The following is a 16217-nucleotide window of genomic DNA, read 5'->3' on the forward strand; positions in this document are numbered from 1 at the left end:
CAGGCCCCAAGCTCCATGTTTTTTCTCCGGGAGGCTTGCGGCGACGCTCATTCTCCGCTGGTAATCCTTTTGCTGCGGCCCGAGGAGATGCCGTCGAAGGCCAGCCTGCCCAGGTATTCGCCGTTGCGGTAGAGCGCGGCCTCGCCTGGCGGCAGATAGTTTGATCCCGTATTTGTCAGCAGGGCGGAGAAGGAACTGCGCAGGCCGCTGTCGAAGCTCACCTCCTCCGCCGGCAGGGTCAATTCCATCAGACGGGAGAGCGTGCCGGCCGAAGCGGGTAGTGCGCCGGCCAGGGCGGAGTCGTTCATGGCGCCCGGCGAGGCGCGCAGCAGATAGCCGGCCGGCACGGGTGGCAGCTGGCCATAGAGAGTCAGGCCCGCCGTGCCGTTGGTGTGCATGCGCAGGTCGTAGCGAGGTGCCCAGGAGCGTCCGGCCAGGGCGTAGCGGGCCCTGACGCGGCCGTTGGCGGGTGTCACCTCCAGCCGGGCCGCGGATCCCCCGGCGCTCTTCCTCTCGCGCAGGTCAGCGATGCGGGCGTCGATGCGGCGCATCTCACCCATGGTCCCGCGCCGCGCTGTAGTGACCGCTTCCAGTTGTGCCATGGCGAAATCCGTTCCCTGGCGTAGGGTGAGCAGGGGGTCGGGGTTGTTCTTGGTTTTGCGCGGCGCCTTGCTGCTCTGGGCCTTGACGGCCGACGTGAAGATCTCCTCGCGGGTCGCCAGGGCCTGGATGCGGTCCTCCAGGCGGCTTCTGCGCTCCAGGAGCGTTTTTATCTCCCGCTCCCTGGCCGCGTCCGGCCGCAGGGGCACGACCCGGACCTGCCGGATGCGTGCGCTCCCCAGCGGTCTGATGCGCAGGCTGTTGTCGATCATGCCGGCCTGGAGAGGGATTTCCGCCCTTCCCCGTGTGGCGGTTGCCTCGATTTCCACGATCGCTCCGTCCGAGAAGCAGGTGATGACCCTGGTAGCTGCCAGGGCGTTGCCGGTGGTGAGCATCGACAGGATCAGGGTGAGTACGACATGTCTCATGCTGAGCTCCTTCCGTGACCGTACGATCCGGTCTTCGGTTTTATGTCGCCCGCGGTTGCGCCGGGCGGGGGTTCGGGCTATAATCTCGCACGTTTCGCACAGTTCCGGGAGGGGAGCACCCATGGATTACGATGATGAGGTATCGGTCAAGGACATAGTCAATTTTCACATAAAAATCAATAACGCAGCCAAGGCCAAGCGGGCCCTGGCGCGGCTCTCCTCCAAGGACAAGGTGGCGGCATTCGATATCATTGATATTTCCACAGCCAGCCGGGAATTCAAGATCGAGGTGGCCAAGTACTTCGTCTACGACCTTGACATGCGCGTGCGCCGCAAGGCCGAGGTGATACTTGAGACTCTGATTCCGGGTTGGGTGGCGGATCCGGGCGAGAGCATCCTGGCGCTGCTCAAATCAGCCGGAGGAAAGGGGGCGGCCAAGCGTAACGCAGCGGTCCGGTTCCTTTTCGGCATCATCGACGCCAACAGTTTGCGGGATACCTTGCTGACCCTGCTCAACAGCCGCAACAGGGAGCATATGGTGGAGATCATCGCCATCCTGGAGGAGTACATCGATTCGTCCAGCGACGAGGCCGAACAGGTCAAGATCTTCGACGGTTGCCTTGATATCGTGCTCTCCGATGAGGCCGAGCATTCCGTCAAACACCATGCTTGTAACCTGCTGAGCGTCTTCTTCAAGAAGGTCGCCTCGACCCAGTTGGGCGAGATTCTGCACCAGAAATACATCGAGCGCCAGGTGGAGAAGGCCGACAGTGTTCACCGCTACCTCTGCAGTGGCGCCGCGGGTCTCAACTCCTACTTCCTGGAGGACCTGATCAGGCCGCTCAGCGAGGGAGGCAAGACCTATCAGCTGAAGATGGTCGGCTATTTCGCCTATGTGATCGAAAAGATCAAGGATCCGGCCACGGTGGATGCGATCCTTGATACCTATCCCGACTCCTGGAGTGTGAACGAGCCTCCCAAGGAGGAAAAAGTCGGCATCATCTGCCGTCGTATCATGCAGGCGCTGGAAGAACTCTGGGAGGCGACGGACGACGGTGATGTGCGCGGCATGATCATGGGCATCAAGTACGATGAATACCCCAACAAACGGGAACTTCTGGAGCAGATCAAGAACAGGCTTGATGACCGGAATCTGAGCGCCGCGGGCCGGCAAAAGGTCGTCCTGATGCTGCGCTGCTTCCTGCGGCCGGGGGAGGATGAGGCGCTCAGGCTCCAGGCGGCGCAGCTTATGCTGTTCAGGGCCGGGGACACGACGAGCAGGCGGGCTGGCCTGGAGTATCTCGTCTCCTCTGTGGAGCGCAGGAACCTGAATACGGCTGAAAAGGGAAGCGTGGCTGCGGCCATGGAATCGCTTCTGGGAGATGATGGGCTGGCCGATGTTCTGCGACCCATGGCCCGTTACCTGCTCTTTGTGGTGGCTCCCGAGCGCATCACCGCCGCGGCAGAGCAGACGGCGCTGTTGGAGTACCTGCTGGAACTCCTGGAGGGGAGCGGCCTTGGCAGTGAACGTGCCGAGGAGCGGGTGCAGTGCTCCCTGTCGATTCTCATGCCTCTGCTGGCGTCGGACGATCTGTGTGATGTTGCCCGCTACCTGGAGTCAAAGATGAGCAGGCAGTCTGCCGCCGAGACGGAAAAAACGACCTGAGGGGAGCATGGCCGGGGTTGTCCCTGCCGGTTTTGTGGTGTTCGTGCTGTCGAGGGGCTTGACAGAAACCGGCCTGTCTGGTATCAAGATGCTTCCGGGCGCTTAGCTCAGCGGGAGAGCACTGCCTTCACACGGCAGGGGTCACTGGTTCGATCCCAGTAGCGCCCACCACAAAATCAAGGGGTTAGCTGAAAAGCTAGCCCCTTTTGTTGTTTATATGGAACACATATGGAGCGCACAGTGACCTGCAGCGCACACGCAACAAAGCCGCCTCCCTGATGGGAAAGCGGCTTTCTCTTTGCCGGTTAACCAGGGCGGTTTCTTCGTGTGGGCAATGCAGCCCGTAGGGAGACGATCCCCTTGAACTGTGACTACTCGACACTATTGGCTTGATGCCTTTGTGGCACAAGGCTTTTGGTGCAGAAATGTCGAGTAGTCTTGTTTCGGGTGATCCGATGAGGTGCTGGCGGTCTGCAGTCGGGGATGATCGTCAGGTGGGAGCGTCTTGGGTAAACAGTTCCTCCAGCACCCTGATCAGATCCTGCATGCTGTAGGGTTTGGATAGAATGGTGCAGAACCCGTGACTGCGGAAATCGGGCAGTGCCATGTCACTGGCATAGCCGCTGGAGACTATCCCCTTTACCTCCGGGTCGATTTCCCGCAGGCGCGCCATGGTTTCCCTGCCCCCCATTCCTCCCGGGACCGTCAAATCAAGAATGACCGCATCGAAGGGGTCTCTACTGTCTCGAGCCCGCTGGTAACGGGTCAGAGTCTCTTTTCCGTCGCAGGCTGTTTCAACCCGGTGCCCCAGCATATTCAGCATGGAGGTGATGACGTCCCGCAGCATTTCCTCATCATCCATAACCAGGATTTTGCAAGGGCGTGTCAGGATCTGATGGGGTTCGACCGAGGGAGGGAGTACAGTGGCCACCGTGGCCGGGAGAAAGATGCTGAAGATGGCTCCCTTACCGGGCGGCGAATTAACTTCGATGTAACCGCCATGATTTCTGATAATGGAGTAGGAGGATGCCAGTCCTAGGCCACTACCTTGCCGCTTTGTGGTGAAGTAGGGATCGAAGATGCGGGGCAGGACCTCGGGCGTAATCCCTTCTCCCTGATCTTCTATGTCGATCCTGACAAGGTCTGCCTCCCCCTCCGTGACAGCGGCAACGTTGCTGCAGGTGATGGTGATGACTCCACCGTGTGGCATGGCCTGCACCGCGTTGATCACCAGGTTGTGGATCACTTGGCTGATCTGTCCCTCGTCTATTTCCGCCTGCCAGAGTCCGTTGGCTACGTGGAAGTTGCAGAAGGTTCCGCTTCCTCGTACGACAAAGGAGGCGCTCTCCCTCACGATCTGCTCGACGGAGGCAAGCCTCCTGACCGGAGCGCCCCCTTTGGAGAAGGTCAGTAGCTGGAGGGTCAGGTCGCGGGCGCGCAAACAAGCCTTTTCGCTTTCGGCCAGTAGAGAAACCGAACGGGAGCCAGGCTGGAGTAACATGGAGGCAAGCGAGATATTGCCCATGATGGCGGCCAGCAGGTTGTTGAAGTCGTGGGCGATACCGCCGGCAAGAAGGCCGATGGATTCCATCTTCTGGTTCTTGAAGAGGTCCTGTTCCATCTTCTTGGTATCGGTAATGTCGCGGCAGATGGTGTGCAGTAGGGGGCGCCCGGCTGTTGTCATCATCCTCATGGTCACCAGCACATCGCGGAACTCCCCACCTTTGGCGCACAATCTGGCCTCGAAGGTGTGGTCCCCACGCTCCAAAGCAATTCGGACGCGCCGAGCAACCTCATTCCGATCATCCTGCGCCGCAACGTCCGGTATCGCCAGGGCCGCGAACTCGTCGAGGGAATAGCCCAGCATCCGGTGGGCGGCATGGTTGCAACGGAGTGTTCTCAAGGATTCGGGGTCGATCAGCATGATGCCGTCAGGGGACTGCTCGAAGAGCATGCGGTACAGTTTCTCCGCCTCCTGGCGAGCAGTCGTTTCTCGTTCCAGGGCTTGATGTGTCTGGAGCAGTTGTTGGTGGGTCTGTTCCAGCACACTGTAGTTGGAGATCTCGTTGCCGAGCATCAAGGCTGCGTAGACGAAGAATGGCTGCAGTTGGATGCGGATGGAGTCGTGAGCGATGATCATCCCCTCCATCACCACGACTCCCACCAGACGCTGCTGCACCAGCAGGGGAAAGGCCCAGTTCTCCGGGCGACTGTCACCGGGGAGAAACTCCCGCGCATCCTGCTGTTCCCGCTGGAAGATACGCTCCCGTACGCAGGCTGCTACCAGGGGGGTGTCGGGCGACTCCATCTCACGGGCGCTTCCGAAGAGATCGCGGCAGTGCCAACGGCCATCGACGAGGTAGTAAACCAGCAGATTGAACGCGCCGATGGTTTCCATCAGGGTTCGAAGGATCTGCTCAACAACGTTTTCCAGGCCACTGGCCGAAGTGAGGCTGAGCAGCATGCGGTTGATCAGTTTCAGGTGGGCATTATCCCGGGCAAGGTCGGTCACCCTGCCGCGCAGCGTTTCCAGTTCTCCCGGCGGTGTAATGGATTCTTCGTTCACGTAGCGTCCTTGAACGCGGCCCGGATGGTTGCCTTCAGGGTCCGTTCCAGTTCCTCAAGCCCGACATCGATCCAGCGCAGGTCCAGAGTGGTGCTGCGGGAGATTTCTTTGGCTTGGAGCGTGAAGTCACCCGAGCAGGGGGTGCGGATGGCCAGCAGGTACTGGTGGGCCGACCGGAAGATGTCGGCCACAACCGAAGGGGACATCCCTTGGCTGCCGCCGATGATACTGTCCCAGTGCAGAGCCCACTCCTCGAACAGGAAGAAGGCGCCAGCGGCCAGTTCACGATCAAATAACTCGCGCCCCAGGTATATCTCCACGCAGTTCTGGCCGGGCGTGCGGATGCAATGGGCGTCCTCGAGTATCCGCTCCATAAGGGGGTGACAGGCGCCGTAGAACAGCATGGCCGACCGGTCGTGGCGTCTGAGACACTCCTCCAGGGCGTGCCTGAGTTTTTCAAAATCCACATGCAACCCTGAGGGAAGAAACAGGGGGGTGATCGCCCAGTGGTTTTTCCTGATCAGGAAGTCGATCTCCTTTCGCAGGATTCCGCAGGCGATCATAGTCAGGGGGGCGCCCATATCAGGCCCCCCTCTTGTAGCTTCCGTACCGATAGGCTGACTCCAGCATGGCGCGGATATTCTCCTCCGGGATGACGTATGGCATCATCAGCGTGCCAAAGGCAAAACCGGTCACCCTTTTGCCCTGTTCCATGATGCCCTTAACCTGATCATCGATCTCCTCTTTGCTGCCGTTGATCAAGCGGATGTCGTTGATCGTGCCCACCAGCAGTGCCTGGCCGTTCAGCATCCCGGCTGCCTCGCCGATATCGTCGAAGGGGTTGATGTAGAATGCCCGCAGAGGGGTCTGCTCCACGAGTGTCTTCAGCTGGGGATTGATCTGGCCGCCACCGTTGAAATAGACCAGATCACCTGTTCCTATCCCCTCCAGATCCCGCAGCACCGAGGGGAGTACCAGATCATGGAACTGGCGGGATGTGACGAACGTGGCCGTGCCGACCGAATTGGTGTAGACAATCAGGTCGGCTCCGGCTTGGCGAAGCGCCAGGATTTGGCGACGGCAGAACTGGGAACATTTCTCCAAGAGCAGCGAACGGAGTTCGGTCGGCCCGCTGAGAAAGAGATTCAGCCATCCGGAGATGCCCATCAGCATGGCGGGCAGGGTGAAGGACGCGGTCACCACACCGATCACCGGGAAGCGTCCCGCCGCCTCCCGTTTGAGGATGCGGATGCAGGCGGACAGTTCCCTGAAACGAGGCAGCTCTTCCATGTCATCCGGTATCTGGAGCCTCCTGATATCCTCCGGCTCGCTGATGATCAGCTGTCCCACGTTGGGTGGGCCGTCCTCGGCGTAGATGATTGAGCGGCAGCCGAGCATCTCCGCCTCCATGGCTACATAGAACAGCCCAAGTAGACTATCGTAGCCGTACTTCTTCCGCATGTGCAGTTGCCCTTCAGCCACGTTCTCGCCGCGCCGGTAGTACTCCTTGATGCTCATACCGAGCTCACGGGCTCCCTGGTCCAGCAGATTGCACAGGACTGGTACCCGATCGGGGAGCTGGCCGGCCATGATTGCCTGGAACCGCTGCATTCCGGTCATTGCGCACGTACCTCCTTGATCAGGCGGGAGATGATCTCCGCCCCCTCCACTGCCGTTGCCGCCCAGGCATCTGCCCCCGCCTGGAGGTAGAGTTGCTCATCGTAGCGGTAGGGGGCGCCTCCCACTATCAGCTTGATCCGCTCTTCCAGCCCCCCCTCACGGAGCAGCTGCCGTACTCGTCTGGAACCCATATCCCCCAGGGCGGTGTGGACCATCATGGAGGATACGCTGATCACCTGGGCCCCACCGTTCACCGCCGCCTCCACGAAACGCTCAGGGCGGACATTGATTCCCAGGTCGGTCACCTGAAACATCTTGGCTCTCAGGCAGCCCCCCACGATCTTCTTCCCAAGACCATGGAAATCGCCGAAACTGCTGCCGATTATCACATGCCCCTGCATCTCCGGCGCGGTTGCAAAGCGGGGAATCAGCATGTCGGTGACCTCTTCGGCAATCTGGGACGCCAGGAAGTGCTGGGAGAGGGTAACCAGCGAATCGGTCACCATACCGCCGATCATCTTCTCCATGGAGGGGACGATGATCCCGAAAATGACCTCTTCGGGGGTAACGCCACCATCCAAGGCCTGCCGGATAACTTCTAAAGCCCGATCACGGTCGGTATCGAAAACGGCGTCGAAATAGTCGTTCAGATATCTGTTTTCCATTATAAATTCCTGCATAGGCGAATAAAGCCGGCATGTAACCGGAGTATCAGGAGTATAGCTAAAATCGGCCGACAAGCCAAACCGGCGCCTTATTCCCGTTGCCTGACGCATACCATGCCGACCGGAACTGCACAGGCCGCGGACAGAGTGCTGCTCTTTCCTGCAAGGAACCACTAACAACGCTCATGGGCAGGTTCGTTGTCTCTTCCTTAGTTGCCTGATGCCTGGCCTTCCGATAGCCCCTCCGCTATTCCCTGCTTTTGGACTTTTGAACGAAGCAGGGTATGATGACGAAAGGGCCTTGCTGGTTATGAACGAACAACGATGGTACAGAATCCTGGTTACGCAATCAAGCCCTAGGCGGGAGGCGATGTATGAAGCGGATACTGTTGATGCTGGTTGGAGCGCTGATGACACTACTGTGGGTTGGAACGGTTTTGGCGGGTGGCAATCGCTTTGTCGTATCCGGCAAGACAGTGGAGGATACGCACACTGGTCTGACGTGGACACGGGATGCTGATCTGGCCAAGCTGAGCTGGTCAGGCGCCACCGATCTCGTCAAACAGATGAACGAGGAAGGATACGCCGATGCAAAGAATTGGAAACTTCCAAGCCGGGAAGAGTTGATGACCCTTGCGGATTATGCCATGCGTGCTGGCTACATTGGCGGAACGTATTTTGCTCCTCCCTACGAACTGTTTAACAGAACAGGATTCCATGGTGTTCAACCCAACTTTTACTGGTCGTCGACTTCTTACGAAGACAATACCGCCTACGCGGACGTCATCAACATGTGTAATGGCGTGCCACGCAGCGAAAATAAGGAAAAGGAATTCTATGTGTGGCCCGTTCATGATGTCCAATTGGGGGAACAGTCACCAGAGAGCAAATAGGTGTCTGCAAGGAAACAAGGAGTCTTTCACGGGAGCGAACGTGTTGGTTGATCATGCTTCAGCTGTCCTGATCCGACTCGCATTCCGAATCAACGAAAGGCCAGAAGCGTAATACTTCTGGCCTTTCGTTAAGGAGGCAGGAATGACCGAGCGAGACGTGTGATTCCTGAAAGCTCCGTAACCATCCAACAGGGTATGCCCGTACCTGTGGCGGTTACGGATTGATCCTGGTGATCTTCGATCCCTGAATGCCCAGACCGGCCATCAACCCCTTCTGGCTGAATATGAAGGCGTACACGTCATCCTTAGCGGTGGTAGTTGTCAATGATTTGGCAACACCGGCGTCCACGACGACGATGCTCGGGCCGACACCGATCTCCCAGCCGCCGCTCTTGTCGATAGAGGCCCGTGCCGAGTCGGTCATTAGGAACATGGCATAGCCGAACTCCTGGGCACCGGCCTGGAGGCCGTAGGATGCCGCTGCAATGTTGTAATAAGCCACGATTTTATTGTTCTCAAACAGTGCACCATTGCCGCCCTGCGCGCCGATGATGAAACCGGCCTTAAGGATGCCGGGAAAGACCAGGACGGCCTTTGCCTTTTTCTCAAGTGTTTTGGCCAAAGGGGTCGTTTGGTACAGTTCCTGGAGGACGGCTCTCGACTCGCGGTCGATTGCCGCCGCATCGGCTGCCATGGCCGGACGGGGGGCGGTCAGGATTGCTGTTGTCATGAACGTGATAAGCAGGGCCACGATGGTTCTGATCTTTATTTCCATGTGTTTGTTCCTCCTGTCGTGTGCTGGGTGGATCGAACGGTGCGCTGGATACTGGGGGACGGCATAGGGGGCAGAGAACACAATTTGTGATGAGTGTGACATCGTTGCTTGTAATTTCAACTGAATAGAGGCTGTTTGAAGCCATGCGCTCGATATGGAAAAACCGCCCGGTCGGATAACCGGGGCGGTTTCCTTGCATGCGCAATGCGGTCCCCGGGAAGGAGGGCCATTGTGGTGAAGTTGCTTCATCCTCCGCTCGTGGCGGATCTGTGCCCATCCCTTCGGCTACGGAGCAGTAATATCGTCGGGGGTGACCATCCATTTTCCCGTGCAGTTGTCATGCGCGAAATGGGCGCATTCCTTGTAGCAGGCGCCGAAGGTGGTCAGCATGGCCGCGGTCCAGAGAACGGCGCTCGTGGCGCAGAGAATCGCCTTGCCGGGAACGTAAATCGTATTGCTCAGCGCCGCGGCGACCGCTGCACCCCCATGTGTCTCTGGTTGCGCCTCTATCTGCGCTGCCGGTTCGTCCGCGGCCCATGCGCGGGGAATGCAGCCAACCGTCAGTACTAGCGCCATAATCAGTGCAATCAACCGGTTCGCAATCATATCCGTCTCCTTTGATCACATTCATGGACAAGGCGTTACCTGTCTTTTGTTTGAACATTTTTCAGCAATAACTCTATAAGAGAAGCGCTGTTTGTCAACAGGAGAGCATGTGGCCGCTTTGGCGGTGAGGCGATCACGTGCCGGAGAGGAGCGCTTGGGCGATGGTCAGGCGCTGGGGGAAATCGGGAGGCGCCTCTATCTGCCTGAGGTAGAGGGAGTTGACGGCGACCAGCACGCTGTTCAGCCGGTCCAGGTCGATGATGCTGGAGCCGGAGAGGGATTCCCGACTGGCCAGGTTGAGCGGACAGCAGTCCAGGCGCTGTGCATCTCCTTCGGTGAAGAGGATCGGCAGGCCGTGGGTGCGGCAGATAATGGGGCGTGCCCGGTAGAGCAGGCAGCGCCGGTCGCGGAGTAGAGGGCAGCGTTCCCCTCCGGCGTGCTCCGTCACATGATCGCGGATGGCCGTCTGCTGCTCTTCCGTCTGGTCCGCCAGGGCCTGTTTCAGGGCAGCGGCTTCCACCGGGAAGACGGTGATGGAGGTGCAGCAGTCGCTGCATCCCTCGGAGCAGGTGATCTGCTCCGCCAGCGCGTCCTGGATTCCGGCGCAGAGCCCATCCACGCGGGCCAGCAACTGGCGGTAGTTGTCGAGAACATTTTCCATGGTGATTACTCCCTTGTTTCTATGGTATCAGAGAAGCATGGCTGGTGCCGCAGGAGCGATGCTCCGTGGTCGGCAGTGGCCCCTGTCAGCAGGACGGAGGAGGGAGGTTGGCTGTGGAGGGGAGAGAACGGTTGTGCCCGCAAGCTGCGCGTGTGCCGTTGCCGGAGCGGGGCGTGAGCGGGAAAGTTCTGCTGCTAATCGTGGCAGTTGCTCTTTTGGTCGTTACGCCGCGGTTCTGCCAGGCCGGTACTCCGGTCAGGCTGCGCATCAATACCCTGCATGGAATCGAGAATGCCAGGGGAGCTGTGCTGGATGCCGGTCTGGGACCTGCCCAGGTGTCGGTCACCGCGTCGTCGGAGCACAACGGCCGTCCCTATCTAGTGCCCGACGCCCTGCTGGCCGACGGCCTGGCCCATGGCGCGACGATCTTAAGTTCCAGTTTCAGCGGTTGGAACTACCTCTATGATTCGGTCGGTTACCGCAAGCTGGTCGACAGCGGCGTGGTCCACGTGTATGCCTATGAACCACGCCGGACACAGCCGCTGCAGGCTCCGCCGCCGGCGGCGTTCGTGACGGTCAACCGGCTGGGGGGGGAAAGCGGCGGCGGCATCGAGTTCGGGGTTGCGTCCGATTATATGCGCGGGAGGGGAGGGAGCGGGACCGCATCGGGAGTTACCTCCCAGGTCGCCGGCCTGATGGCTTGTCTGAAATACCGCCACCCATCCTGGAACTGGTTCGACGTCAAGGCTGCCCTGCGTGCCACCGCATCCAATTACGCCACGGGATATGATCCGGCCAGGCATGGCTACGGCAGCATCGAGTACCACGCCGCCGATGCCCTTGTGGATGCGGAAAAGCTGCCGCTCTTCGGCCCGGCGGCCGTTGTCCGCCGTCTGCCGGGGGGCCGGTTTGTCTTTCTGGTCAATGCCTTCAGGCAGAAGCGTCGCTTCTCGGATGTACTCTTCCTGTTTCCGTCCCGCCCCAGGCCGTTGCTGAAGGAGCTGACCCTGGCGGAGATAGGCGCCATGGGGGGCAGGCACCTGTTTTCAAGCTACTTGAGGCGTCAGTCCGGCGTCTTTACCTACCGCCTCTCCCCCGGTGAGAGCGCGTGCTTCGTCTGGTTCACCCAGGACGGCAACGGAAGGTACTCCCGCATGGAGGCCTATTCCATCCTCGGCCCCTTTACGGCGCCCATGACCGGGGGATAGGGCTGCCGGCCCTTCCTGCTCAGCGGCACCAGCGGTTGAGCAGCGCCTGGAGCTGGATCGGGGTGAAGGGCTTGGAGGCGTAGTCATCCATGCCGGCGCTCAGGCAGGTTTCCCGGTCCCCGTCCATGGCGTGGGCGGTCAGAGCGATGACGGGAATGTGCCGCGTTTGCTCGCCCGTTTCAGCCTCACGCTGCCTGATGCTCCTGGTCGCCTCGTATCCGTCGACCTCGGGCATCTGGCAGTCCATGAACACCAGGTCGTACTCCCTGTCGGAAACAGCCTCCACCGCCTGACGGCCATTCCCCACCACATCCACCTTGCATCCCAGGGATTCCAGAACCAGCCTGCCCAGCTCCTGGTTGACCGGGTTGTCCTCGGCCAGCAGCACCAAGGGGGTGCGCTGCGTTGCCGGGCGCTCGCTATTCTCCTCCATGGCGTCGTCGGCCGGCAGCAGGGCGGGGATGGATTGGGCGTGTCGCAAACAGAGGGTGAACCAGAACAGGGAACCGGTGCCCGGCTCGCTCCGCACGCCGATCGTTCCTCCCATGGCCTCCACCAGTTCCCGGGAGATGGCCAAGCCGAGGCCGGTTCCCTCGTGGCGTCGCGCCATGGAGTTGTCCGCCTGGGAAAAGGCATCGAAGATATACGGCTGGGCGTCCAGCGGTATGCCGGTGCCGGTGTCCCGCACCTCGAAGCGCAGCTGCGTGTTTTCGGCCGTCGTCTCCATCAGGCTGACCCCCAGGAATATCTGGCCGTTTTCGGTGAATTTTACCGCATTGCCCACCAGGTTGATCAGTACCTGTCGCAGGCGGACCCCATCTCCCCTGACGGTGTTGGGTACGCTGTCATCGATCTGGCAGATCAGCCTGATGTTTTTGTCCTGGGCCTTTACCCAGAACATGTCGGCCACCTCGCGCACCGTCTCACGCAGTGCGAAATCGGCCATGTGCAGCTGGAAGCGGCCCGCCTCGATCTTGGAGAAATCCAGGATGTCGTTGATGATCTCCAGCAGTTTGTCGGCCGAGCCGTGGGCCATGCTGGCCAGCCTGAGCTGGTTTTCGTCCAGGCGGGAGTCCATCAGCAGGTCCAGCATCCCCAGCACGCCGTTCATGGGGGTGCGGATCTCGTGACTCATGTTGGCCAGGAACTGGGACTTGGCCCGGTTGGCGGCCTCGGCATTTTCCTTGGCGATGCGCAGCGCCTCCTCGGCCTGCTTTCGTTCGGTGATGTCCAGGGCGACGCAGACGATGCCCTGAGCGCTTTTTCCCGCGCCATGCATGACCGATGCGGAGAAAATCACCGGGATCAGGCGGCCGTCCCTGGCCCGGTAGAAGGTTTCCACCTTGTTGATAAACCCCCGGGGGATCAACCCGGCCAGATCGGGGACAGGCGCTGCCCCCTCGCCCGTTGCCGCGTCTGACGCCAGAATCTTGTCGATGTTGGACCCGATCAGCTCCCTTTCGTCATAGCCCAGCAGGTTGAGTGTGGCCGTGTTGACCCGATCGATGATGCCTTCGGGGGAAACCACGATCATGGCGTCGTTCATGGATCTGATGATGTTGTCGGTGTACTCGCGGGCGGCACTCATATCGCCCTGGGTTTGCTGCAGCTGTTCCGTCATGATGTTGAAGGAGCGCCCCAGGTGCTCCAGTTCGTCGCCGGTTCCGATGTCGGCGCGCGCGGTCAGGTTCCCCAGGGCAACCTGTCTCGTGGTGTCCACCAGGCTTGAGATCGGTTTGGTGATCTTGCGGGCAAAATAGAGCGCCACGACGATGCCCACCGAGAGGCAGAGCAGGGTCAAAAGGCCGGTGCGCAGGTACAGTGCCCTGATGTCGCTGTGGAACTTGTTCAGGGAAAGTCCGATGTGGATCCATCCCCAGTCGATGCCGGAGTACTGGAAGGGGTGCGAGTAGTGGTACACCTCATGGGGGGCAAAGTCGCTTTTCAGGAAACGGCTGCCGGCGACGCGCTCACCGGTGGGTAACCATACTCCCTTGAGGCTGTTCTGGCTCCAGCCGGTCTTGGTGATCACCAGGGAAAAACCGTCGTTGCGGGTCACCACCACATAGCTGATGGAGGGGCTTTCCCTGACCACCCGCAGGCAGTGCTCCACCACCGTGCCGAAATCCTCGGTGATGATGGCGCTGGCGGTGACCTGGTCGATGGAGGTGACCGTGCTCCTTGCCTCGGACTCCATGGCCTCCAGGGTCGCCCTGCGCTGGAAGGGCATGTTGACCAGGATGAACAGTCCCAGGGTGATCACGATCAGGGCCGAAAAGGTCAGCGTTAGGCGCAGCACGATCCGTTTCGGCTTGAAGTGACCGATCCGTCTCCTTGTGGTTGGTGCGGTAAGCGCTGTCTGCCGTGTTTCCTGCATATCCGCTTATTTCCTCTTGGATGTTTTTTTCTGATATCTTGGGCGACGCTTTGACCTGGCGAAAGAAACCGGCACGCCCACCCTTGCCGGTTTTCATCAGCAGGGTTTCCAGCCAGAGGTGGCCCAGGTCATGTGTGGCGCCGGAGGATGGACGTGGAGCGCTTTCGCTGCGGCGCCGCTTGTCGTGGTATGAATTCTGGGTTCATCGGTTTTGTCGTCTCTTGATTGGCCTGGCCTGCAGACGTTTGCGCTCCCTGACCAGTTCCTCAACTCCGGCAAGCTGTGAGGGGTGGAACAGCATGGTCCGCTCCAACTGGAACAGGGTCAGGATCTGTTTGCCGACGGTGTTTTCATGGAGGTGCAGGGCCGCCTGCTGGAATGCGGCCGCATATCGGGCGCTGGAGTTGCGGGGGATGCAGGTCACGCCATCCAGCAGGTAGTCGGATTCGGCGATGACGTTCAGCTGGCTGCCCATCTGGGGATTCAGCGCCGTGCTGGTTTCCAGGGCGTCGCGGCTGACGATGACCGCGTCGGCCTGCCGGAAAAAAACGGCCATGATGGCCTGGGAAGCCCTGGTCCCCTCCCGCACCTGGCGGAAAAAACCGTTGCGGTCCCGTTTGCCCTCCCTGAGCATCAGCACGTCCAGCCAGAGGTGGCTGGCCCGGTTTCTGCTGGGGGGGAGGATGATCGATTTGCCGCCCAGCTGTTTCAGCGATGATATGCCGCTGCTACGGTGGGTGAGCAGGACGAAGCTCTTGCCCCTGCCGTTGTTGCTGGAGGAGACGATCAGCGGTATGAGCGGGGCGGTTTCGCGTACCTGCAGATACTCCAATGCCGGAAGGCTGATCACGCTCAGTTCGCCCCGGTTGACCGCCTCCAGCATCTCCGCGGGCCTGGTGAAGATGACCGGCTGCATCTGGCTTTCCACACCGATCCTGCGGGCAACCTCCCTGGTCCAGAGGCCCATGGCGATGCGCACGTCGTTGTGGTCCAGGTCGGGGAAGAGCTGCGACGAGATCCCCACCCGCAGGATGGCAGGAATGCCGTCGTTGCCGTCAGCGCTTGCAAAGAGGGGCAGCAGGAGTATGCACACCAGCGCCAAGAGCGGGACCAGCCGGAGAGCGGTCAGGCGAAGCCGGCGCGAAATCGACGCCCGTTCAGGAGCATCTCTCCTACTCATGTCCCGCCTCGTTGGGCGCCGTTTTTCAGGCTGTAATATTTTTTGAGAAAAGCCACGCTCGACTCCAGGAATGAGGGCTGATAGGGGATCAGTCCGCTCATGCGGAACAGGGTCAGCAGCTGCTTTCCCTCCACGCTGCGGTCAAGGGTTTCCAGGATGTCCTTCAGCTGTTCCCGCTGACGCTGGTCGCAGCTCCTGCGTATGCAGATCACTCCCGTTGCCATGGGCGCGGTTTCTTCGATGATGCGCATCTGTTTCTTGAGCTGGGGGTTCAGTTCAGCCATGACATTGAAGCTGTTGCGCGAGATGATGCAGGCGTCGGCACGCTTGAAGAAGACCGGCATCAGGGCCTGGGAGGCAGTGATTACCTCCTTCATGGAGGAGAAGTACCGTTTCGGCTCCCGGACCCCCTGCCTTAAGGTCAGGGTTTCAAGCCACAGGCGGTGCACCGAGTTTGCTGCCCCCCGGGGATGTATCAGGTTTTTGCCCTTCAGCTGATGCATGGCGGTGATGCCGCTGTCGTTGCGGGTGATCAGGAGAAGGGCGTCGTATAGTTCGTTGGTTCGCTTTGAAAGGTAGAGAGGCTCCAACAACGTCCGGTTCCTGAGACTGAGATATTCGTTGGGAAGCAGCACCACCAGGTCCAGTTTTCCCGCTTGCAGTTCGTGCTCCAGCTCCGCCTGGTTCTGGAAGACCCTGGTTTCCGCGGCTCCGTTTTTTCCGCGCATCACCAGGTTTACCCACAGTCGTGCCGCCGCCTGAGAGTTCTCTCGGTCGAGATAACAGAAAACGCTGGAGGAATAGCCGACCGTGGCGGAGAAGTGGGCGGCCTCTCTCCCCTGTTGCGAGAATGACTCTCCTGGTATGGCGCAGACGATCAGGATTGCAAGCAGTGCGGCCATGGAGCCGGGGCGTTGCGTCATGGTCCGTAACCATGTAATCAGCCTTATCAACGCTTCACCGTTCGTACCC

14 protein-coding genes and 1 tRNA gene are annotated in these 16217 nt (G+C 60.1%); 4 read left to right on the top strand and 11 right to left on the bottom strand.

The window, feature by feature from the left end; genetic code table 11:
• Positions 1 to 47 precede the first annotated feature (47 nt).
• Complete coding sequence (locus PPRO_RS07090; RefSeq protein ID WP_011735335.1) at positions 48 to 1028, bottom strand: DUF4140 domain-containing protein; 981 nt, start codon at positions 1026 to 1028, stop codon at positions 48 to 50.
• A gap of 121 nt (positions 1029 to 1149) precedes the next feature.
• On the opposite strand from PPRO_RS07090, the gene PPRO_RS07095 reads away from it, so the two are divergent.
• Entirely contained in the window at positions 1150 to 2694 is a 1545-nt protein-coding gene (locus tag PPRO_RS07095; protein WP_011735336.1) for a hypothetical protein, read from the top strand.
• Between the two features lie 96 nt (positions 2695 to 2790).
• A tRNA-Val gene (locus PPRO_RS07100) sits at positions 2791 to 2865 on the top strand.
• 319 nt (positions 2866 to 3184) lie between these two features.
• Here the strand turns inward: PPRO_RS07100 and PPRO_RS07105 are convergent.
• The 4 genes from PPRO_RS07105 to PPRO_RS07120 are packed head-to-tail and all read right to left on the bottom strand — an operon-like array spanning position 3185 to position 7545.
• Positions 3185 to 5260 carry a hybrid sensor histidine kinase/response regulator gene (locus PPRO_RS07105; RefSeq protein ID WP_011735337.1) on the bottom strand — a complete coding sequence of 692 codons (2076 nt, stop codon included), beginning with the start codon at positions 5258 to 5260 and terminating at the stop codon, positions 3185 to 3187.
• The gene (locus PPRO_RS07110) at positions 5257 to 5841 is read right to left on the bottom strand and encodes a DUF1638 domain-containing protein (protein WP_011735338.1); all 585 of its coding nucleotides are present in this window, start codon (positions 5839 to 5841) and stop codon (positions 5257 to 5259) included. Before PPRO_RS07110 ends, PPRO_RS07105 begins: the two co-directional genes overlap by 4 nt.
• 1 nt (position 5842) lies before the next feature.
• Complete coding sequence (locus PPRO_RS07115; RefSeq protein WP_011735339.1) at positions 5843 to 6880, bottom strand: uroporphyrinogen decarboxylase family protein; 1038 nt, start codon at positions 6878 to 6880, stop codon at positions 5843 to 5845.
• The gene (locus PPRO_RS07120) at positions 6877 to 7545 is read right to left on the bottom strand and encodes a cobalamin B12-binding domain-containing protein (protein ID WP_011735340.1); all 669 of its coding nucleotides are present in this window, start codon (positions 7543 to 7545) and stop codon (positions 6877 to 6879) included. Before PPRO_RS07120 ends, PPRO_RS07115 begins: the two co-directional genes overlap by 4 nt.
• A gap of 374 nt (positions 7546 to 7919) precedes the next feature.
• Between PPRO_RS07120 and PPRO_RS07125 the strand changes: the two genes are divergently transcribed.
• Positions 7920 to 8438 (top strand): Lcl C-terminal domain-containing protein, encoded by a 519-nt coding sequence (locus tag PPRO_RS07125; RefSeq protein WP_011735341.1) that lies wholly within the window; start codon positions 7920 to 7922, stop codon positions 8436 to 8438.
• A 214-nt stretch (positions 8439 to 8652) separates the two neighbouring features.
• Here PPRO_RS07125 and PPRO_RS07130 read toward each other — a convergent pair whose 3' ends face one another.
• The 3 genes from PPRO_RS07130 to PPRO_RS07140 all read right to left on the bottom strand — a co-directional run bounded on the left by PPRO_RS07130 (position 8653) and on the right by PPRO_RS07140 (position 10480).
• Positions 8653 to 9213, bottom strand: coding sequence for a lipid-binding SYLF domain-containing protein (locus tag PPRO_RS07130; protein ID WP_011735342.1), 561 nt, complete (start codon positions 9211 to 9213; stop codon positions 8653 to 8655).
• Positions 9214 to 9498: 285 nt separating this feature from the next.
• Positions 9499 to 9819: a hypothetical protein gene (locus tag PPRO_RS07135; RefSeq protein ID WP_011735343.1), complete on the bottom strand. Its 321-nt coding sequence runs from the start codon at positions 9817 to 9819 to the stop codon at positions 9499 to 9501.
• Positions 9820 to 9952: 133 nt separating this feature from the next.
• A complete protein-coding gene (locus PPRO_RS07140; protein ID WP_011735344.1) occupies positions 9953 to 10480 on the bottom strand; it encodes a YkgJ family cysteine cluster protein in 528 nt (175 codons plus the stop codon).
• 173 nt (positions 10481 to 10653) lie between these two features.
• Between PPRO_RS07140 and PPRO_RS07145 the strand changes: the two genes are divergently transcribed.
• Positions 10654 to 11688 carry a hypothetical protein gene (locus PPRO_RS07145; RefSeq protein WP_041532199.1) on the top strand — a complete coding sequence of 345 codons (1035 nt, stop codon included), beginning with the start codon at positions 10654 to 10656 and terminating at the stop codon, positions 11686 to 11688.
• A 19-nt stretch (positions 11689 to 11707) separates the two neighbouring features.
• Here PPRO_RS07145 and PPRO_RS19410 read toward each other — a convergent pair whose 3' ends face one another.
• The 3 genes from PPRO_RS19410 to PPRO_RS07160 all read right to left on the bottom strand — a co-directional run bounded on the left by PPRO_RS19410 (position 11708) and on the right by PPRO_RS07160 (position 16168).
• On the bottom strand, positions 11708 to 14065 hold the full coding sequence (locus PPRO_RS19410; RefSeq protein WP_011735346.1) for an ATP-binding protein: 2358 nt from the start codon (positions 14063 to 14065) through the stop codon (positions 11708 to 11710).
• Between the two features lie 202 nt (positions 14066 to 14267).
• Positions 14268 to 15245, bottom strand: a complete 978-nt coding sequence (locus PPRO_RS07155; protein ID WP_011735347.1) for a phosphate/phosphite/phosphonate ABC transporter substrate-binding protein — start codon at positions 15243 to 15245, stop codon at positions 14268 to 14270.
• A complete protein-coding gene (locus tag PPRO_RS07160) occupies positions 15242 to 16168 on the bottom strand; it encodes a phosphate/phosphite/phosphonate ABC transporter substrate-binding protein (protein WP_011735348.1) in 927 nt (308 codons plus the stop codon). The genes PPRO_RS07155 and PPRO_RS07160 overlap by 4 nt, the downstream gene beginning before the upstream one ends.
• Positions 16169 to 16217 lie beyond the last annotated feature (49 nt).

This window comes from Pelobacter propionicus DSM 2379 (genome assembly GCF_000015045.1).
In the GTDB taxonomy this organism is placed as follows: Bacteria; Desulfobacterota; Desulfuromonadia; order Geobacterales; family Pseudopelobacteraceae; genus Pseudopelobacter; species Pseudopelobacter propionicus.

What these genes read in the sequence shown, in the direction of transcription:
- PPRO_RS07130 (WP_011735342.1), bottom strand. Translation starts at nt 9,213, where the DNA reads ATGGAAATAAAGATCAGAACCATCGTGGCCCTGCTTATCACGTTCATG.
- PPRO_RS07135 (WP_011735343.1), bottom strand. Translation starts at nt 9,819, where the DNA reads ATGATTGCGAACCGGTTGATTGCACTGATTATGGCGCTAGTACTGACG.
- PPRO_RS07160 (WP_011735348.1), bottom strand. Translation starts at nt 16,168, where the DNA reads ATGACGCAACGCCCCGGCTCCATGGCCGCACTGCTTGCAATCCTGATC.
- PPRO_RS07095 (WP_011735336.1), top strand. Translation starts at nt 1,150, where the DNA reads ATGGATTACGATGATGAGGTATCGGTCAAGGACATAGTCAATTTTCAC.
- PPRO_RS07110 (WP_011735338.1), bottom strand. Translation starts at nt 5,841, where the DNA reads ATGGGCGCCCCCCTGACTATGATCGCCTGCGGAATCCTGCGAAAGGAG.
- PPRO_RS07140 (WP_011735344.1), bottom strand. Translation starts at nt 10,480, where the DNA reads ATGGAAAATGTTCTCGACAACTACCGCCAGTTGCTGGCCCGCGTGGAT.
- PPRO_RS07125 (WP_011735341.1), top strand. Translation starts at nt 7,920, where the DNA reads ATGAAGCGGATACTGTTGATGCTGGTTGGAGCGCTGATGACACTACTG.
- PPRO_RS07155 (WP_011735347.1), bottom strand. Translation starts at nt 15,245, where the DNA reads ATGAGTAGGAGAGATGCTCCTGAACGGGCGTCGATTTCGCGCCGGCTT.
- PPRO_RS19410 (WP_011735346.1), bottom strand. Translation starts at nt 14,065, where the DNA reads ATGCAGGAAACACGGCAGACAGCGCTTACCGCACCAACCACAAGGAGA.
- PPRO_RS07115 (WP_011735339.1), bottom strand. Translation starts at nt 6,880, where the DNA reads ATGACCGGAATGCAGCGGTTCCAGGCAATCATGGCCGGCCAGCTCCCC.
- PPRO_RS07090 (WP_011735335.1), bottom strand. Translation starts at nt 1,028, where the DNA reads ATGAGACATGTCGTACTCACCCTGATCCTGTCGATGCTCACCACCGGC.
- PPRO_RS07120 (WP_011735340.1), bottom strand. Translation starts at nt 7,545, where the DNA reads ATGGAAAACAGATATCTGAACGACTATTTCGACGCCGTTTTCGATACC.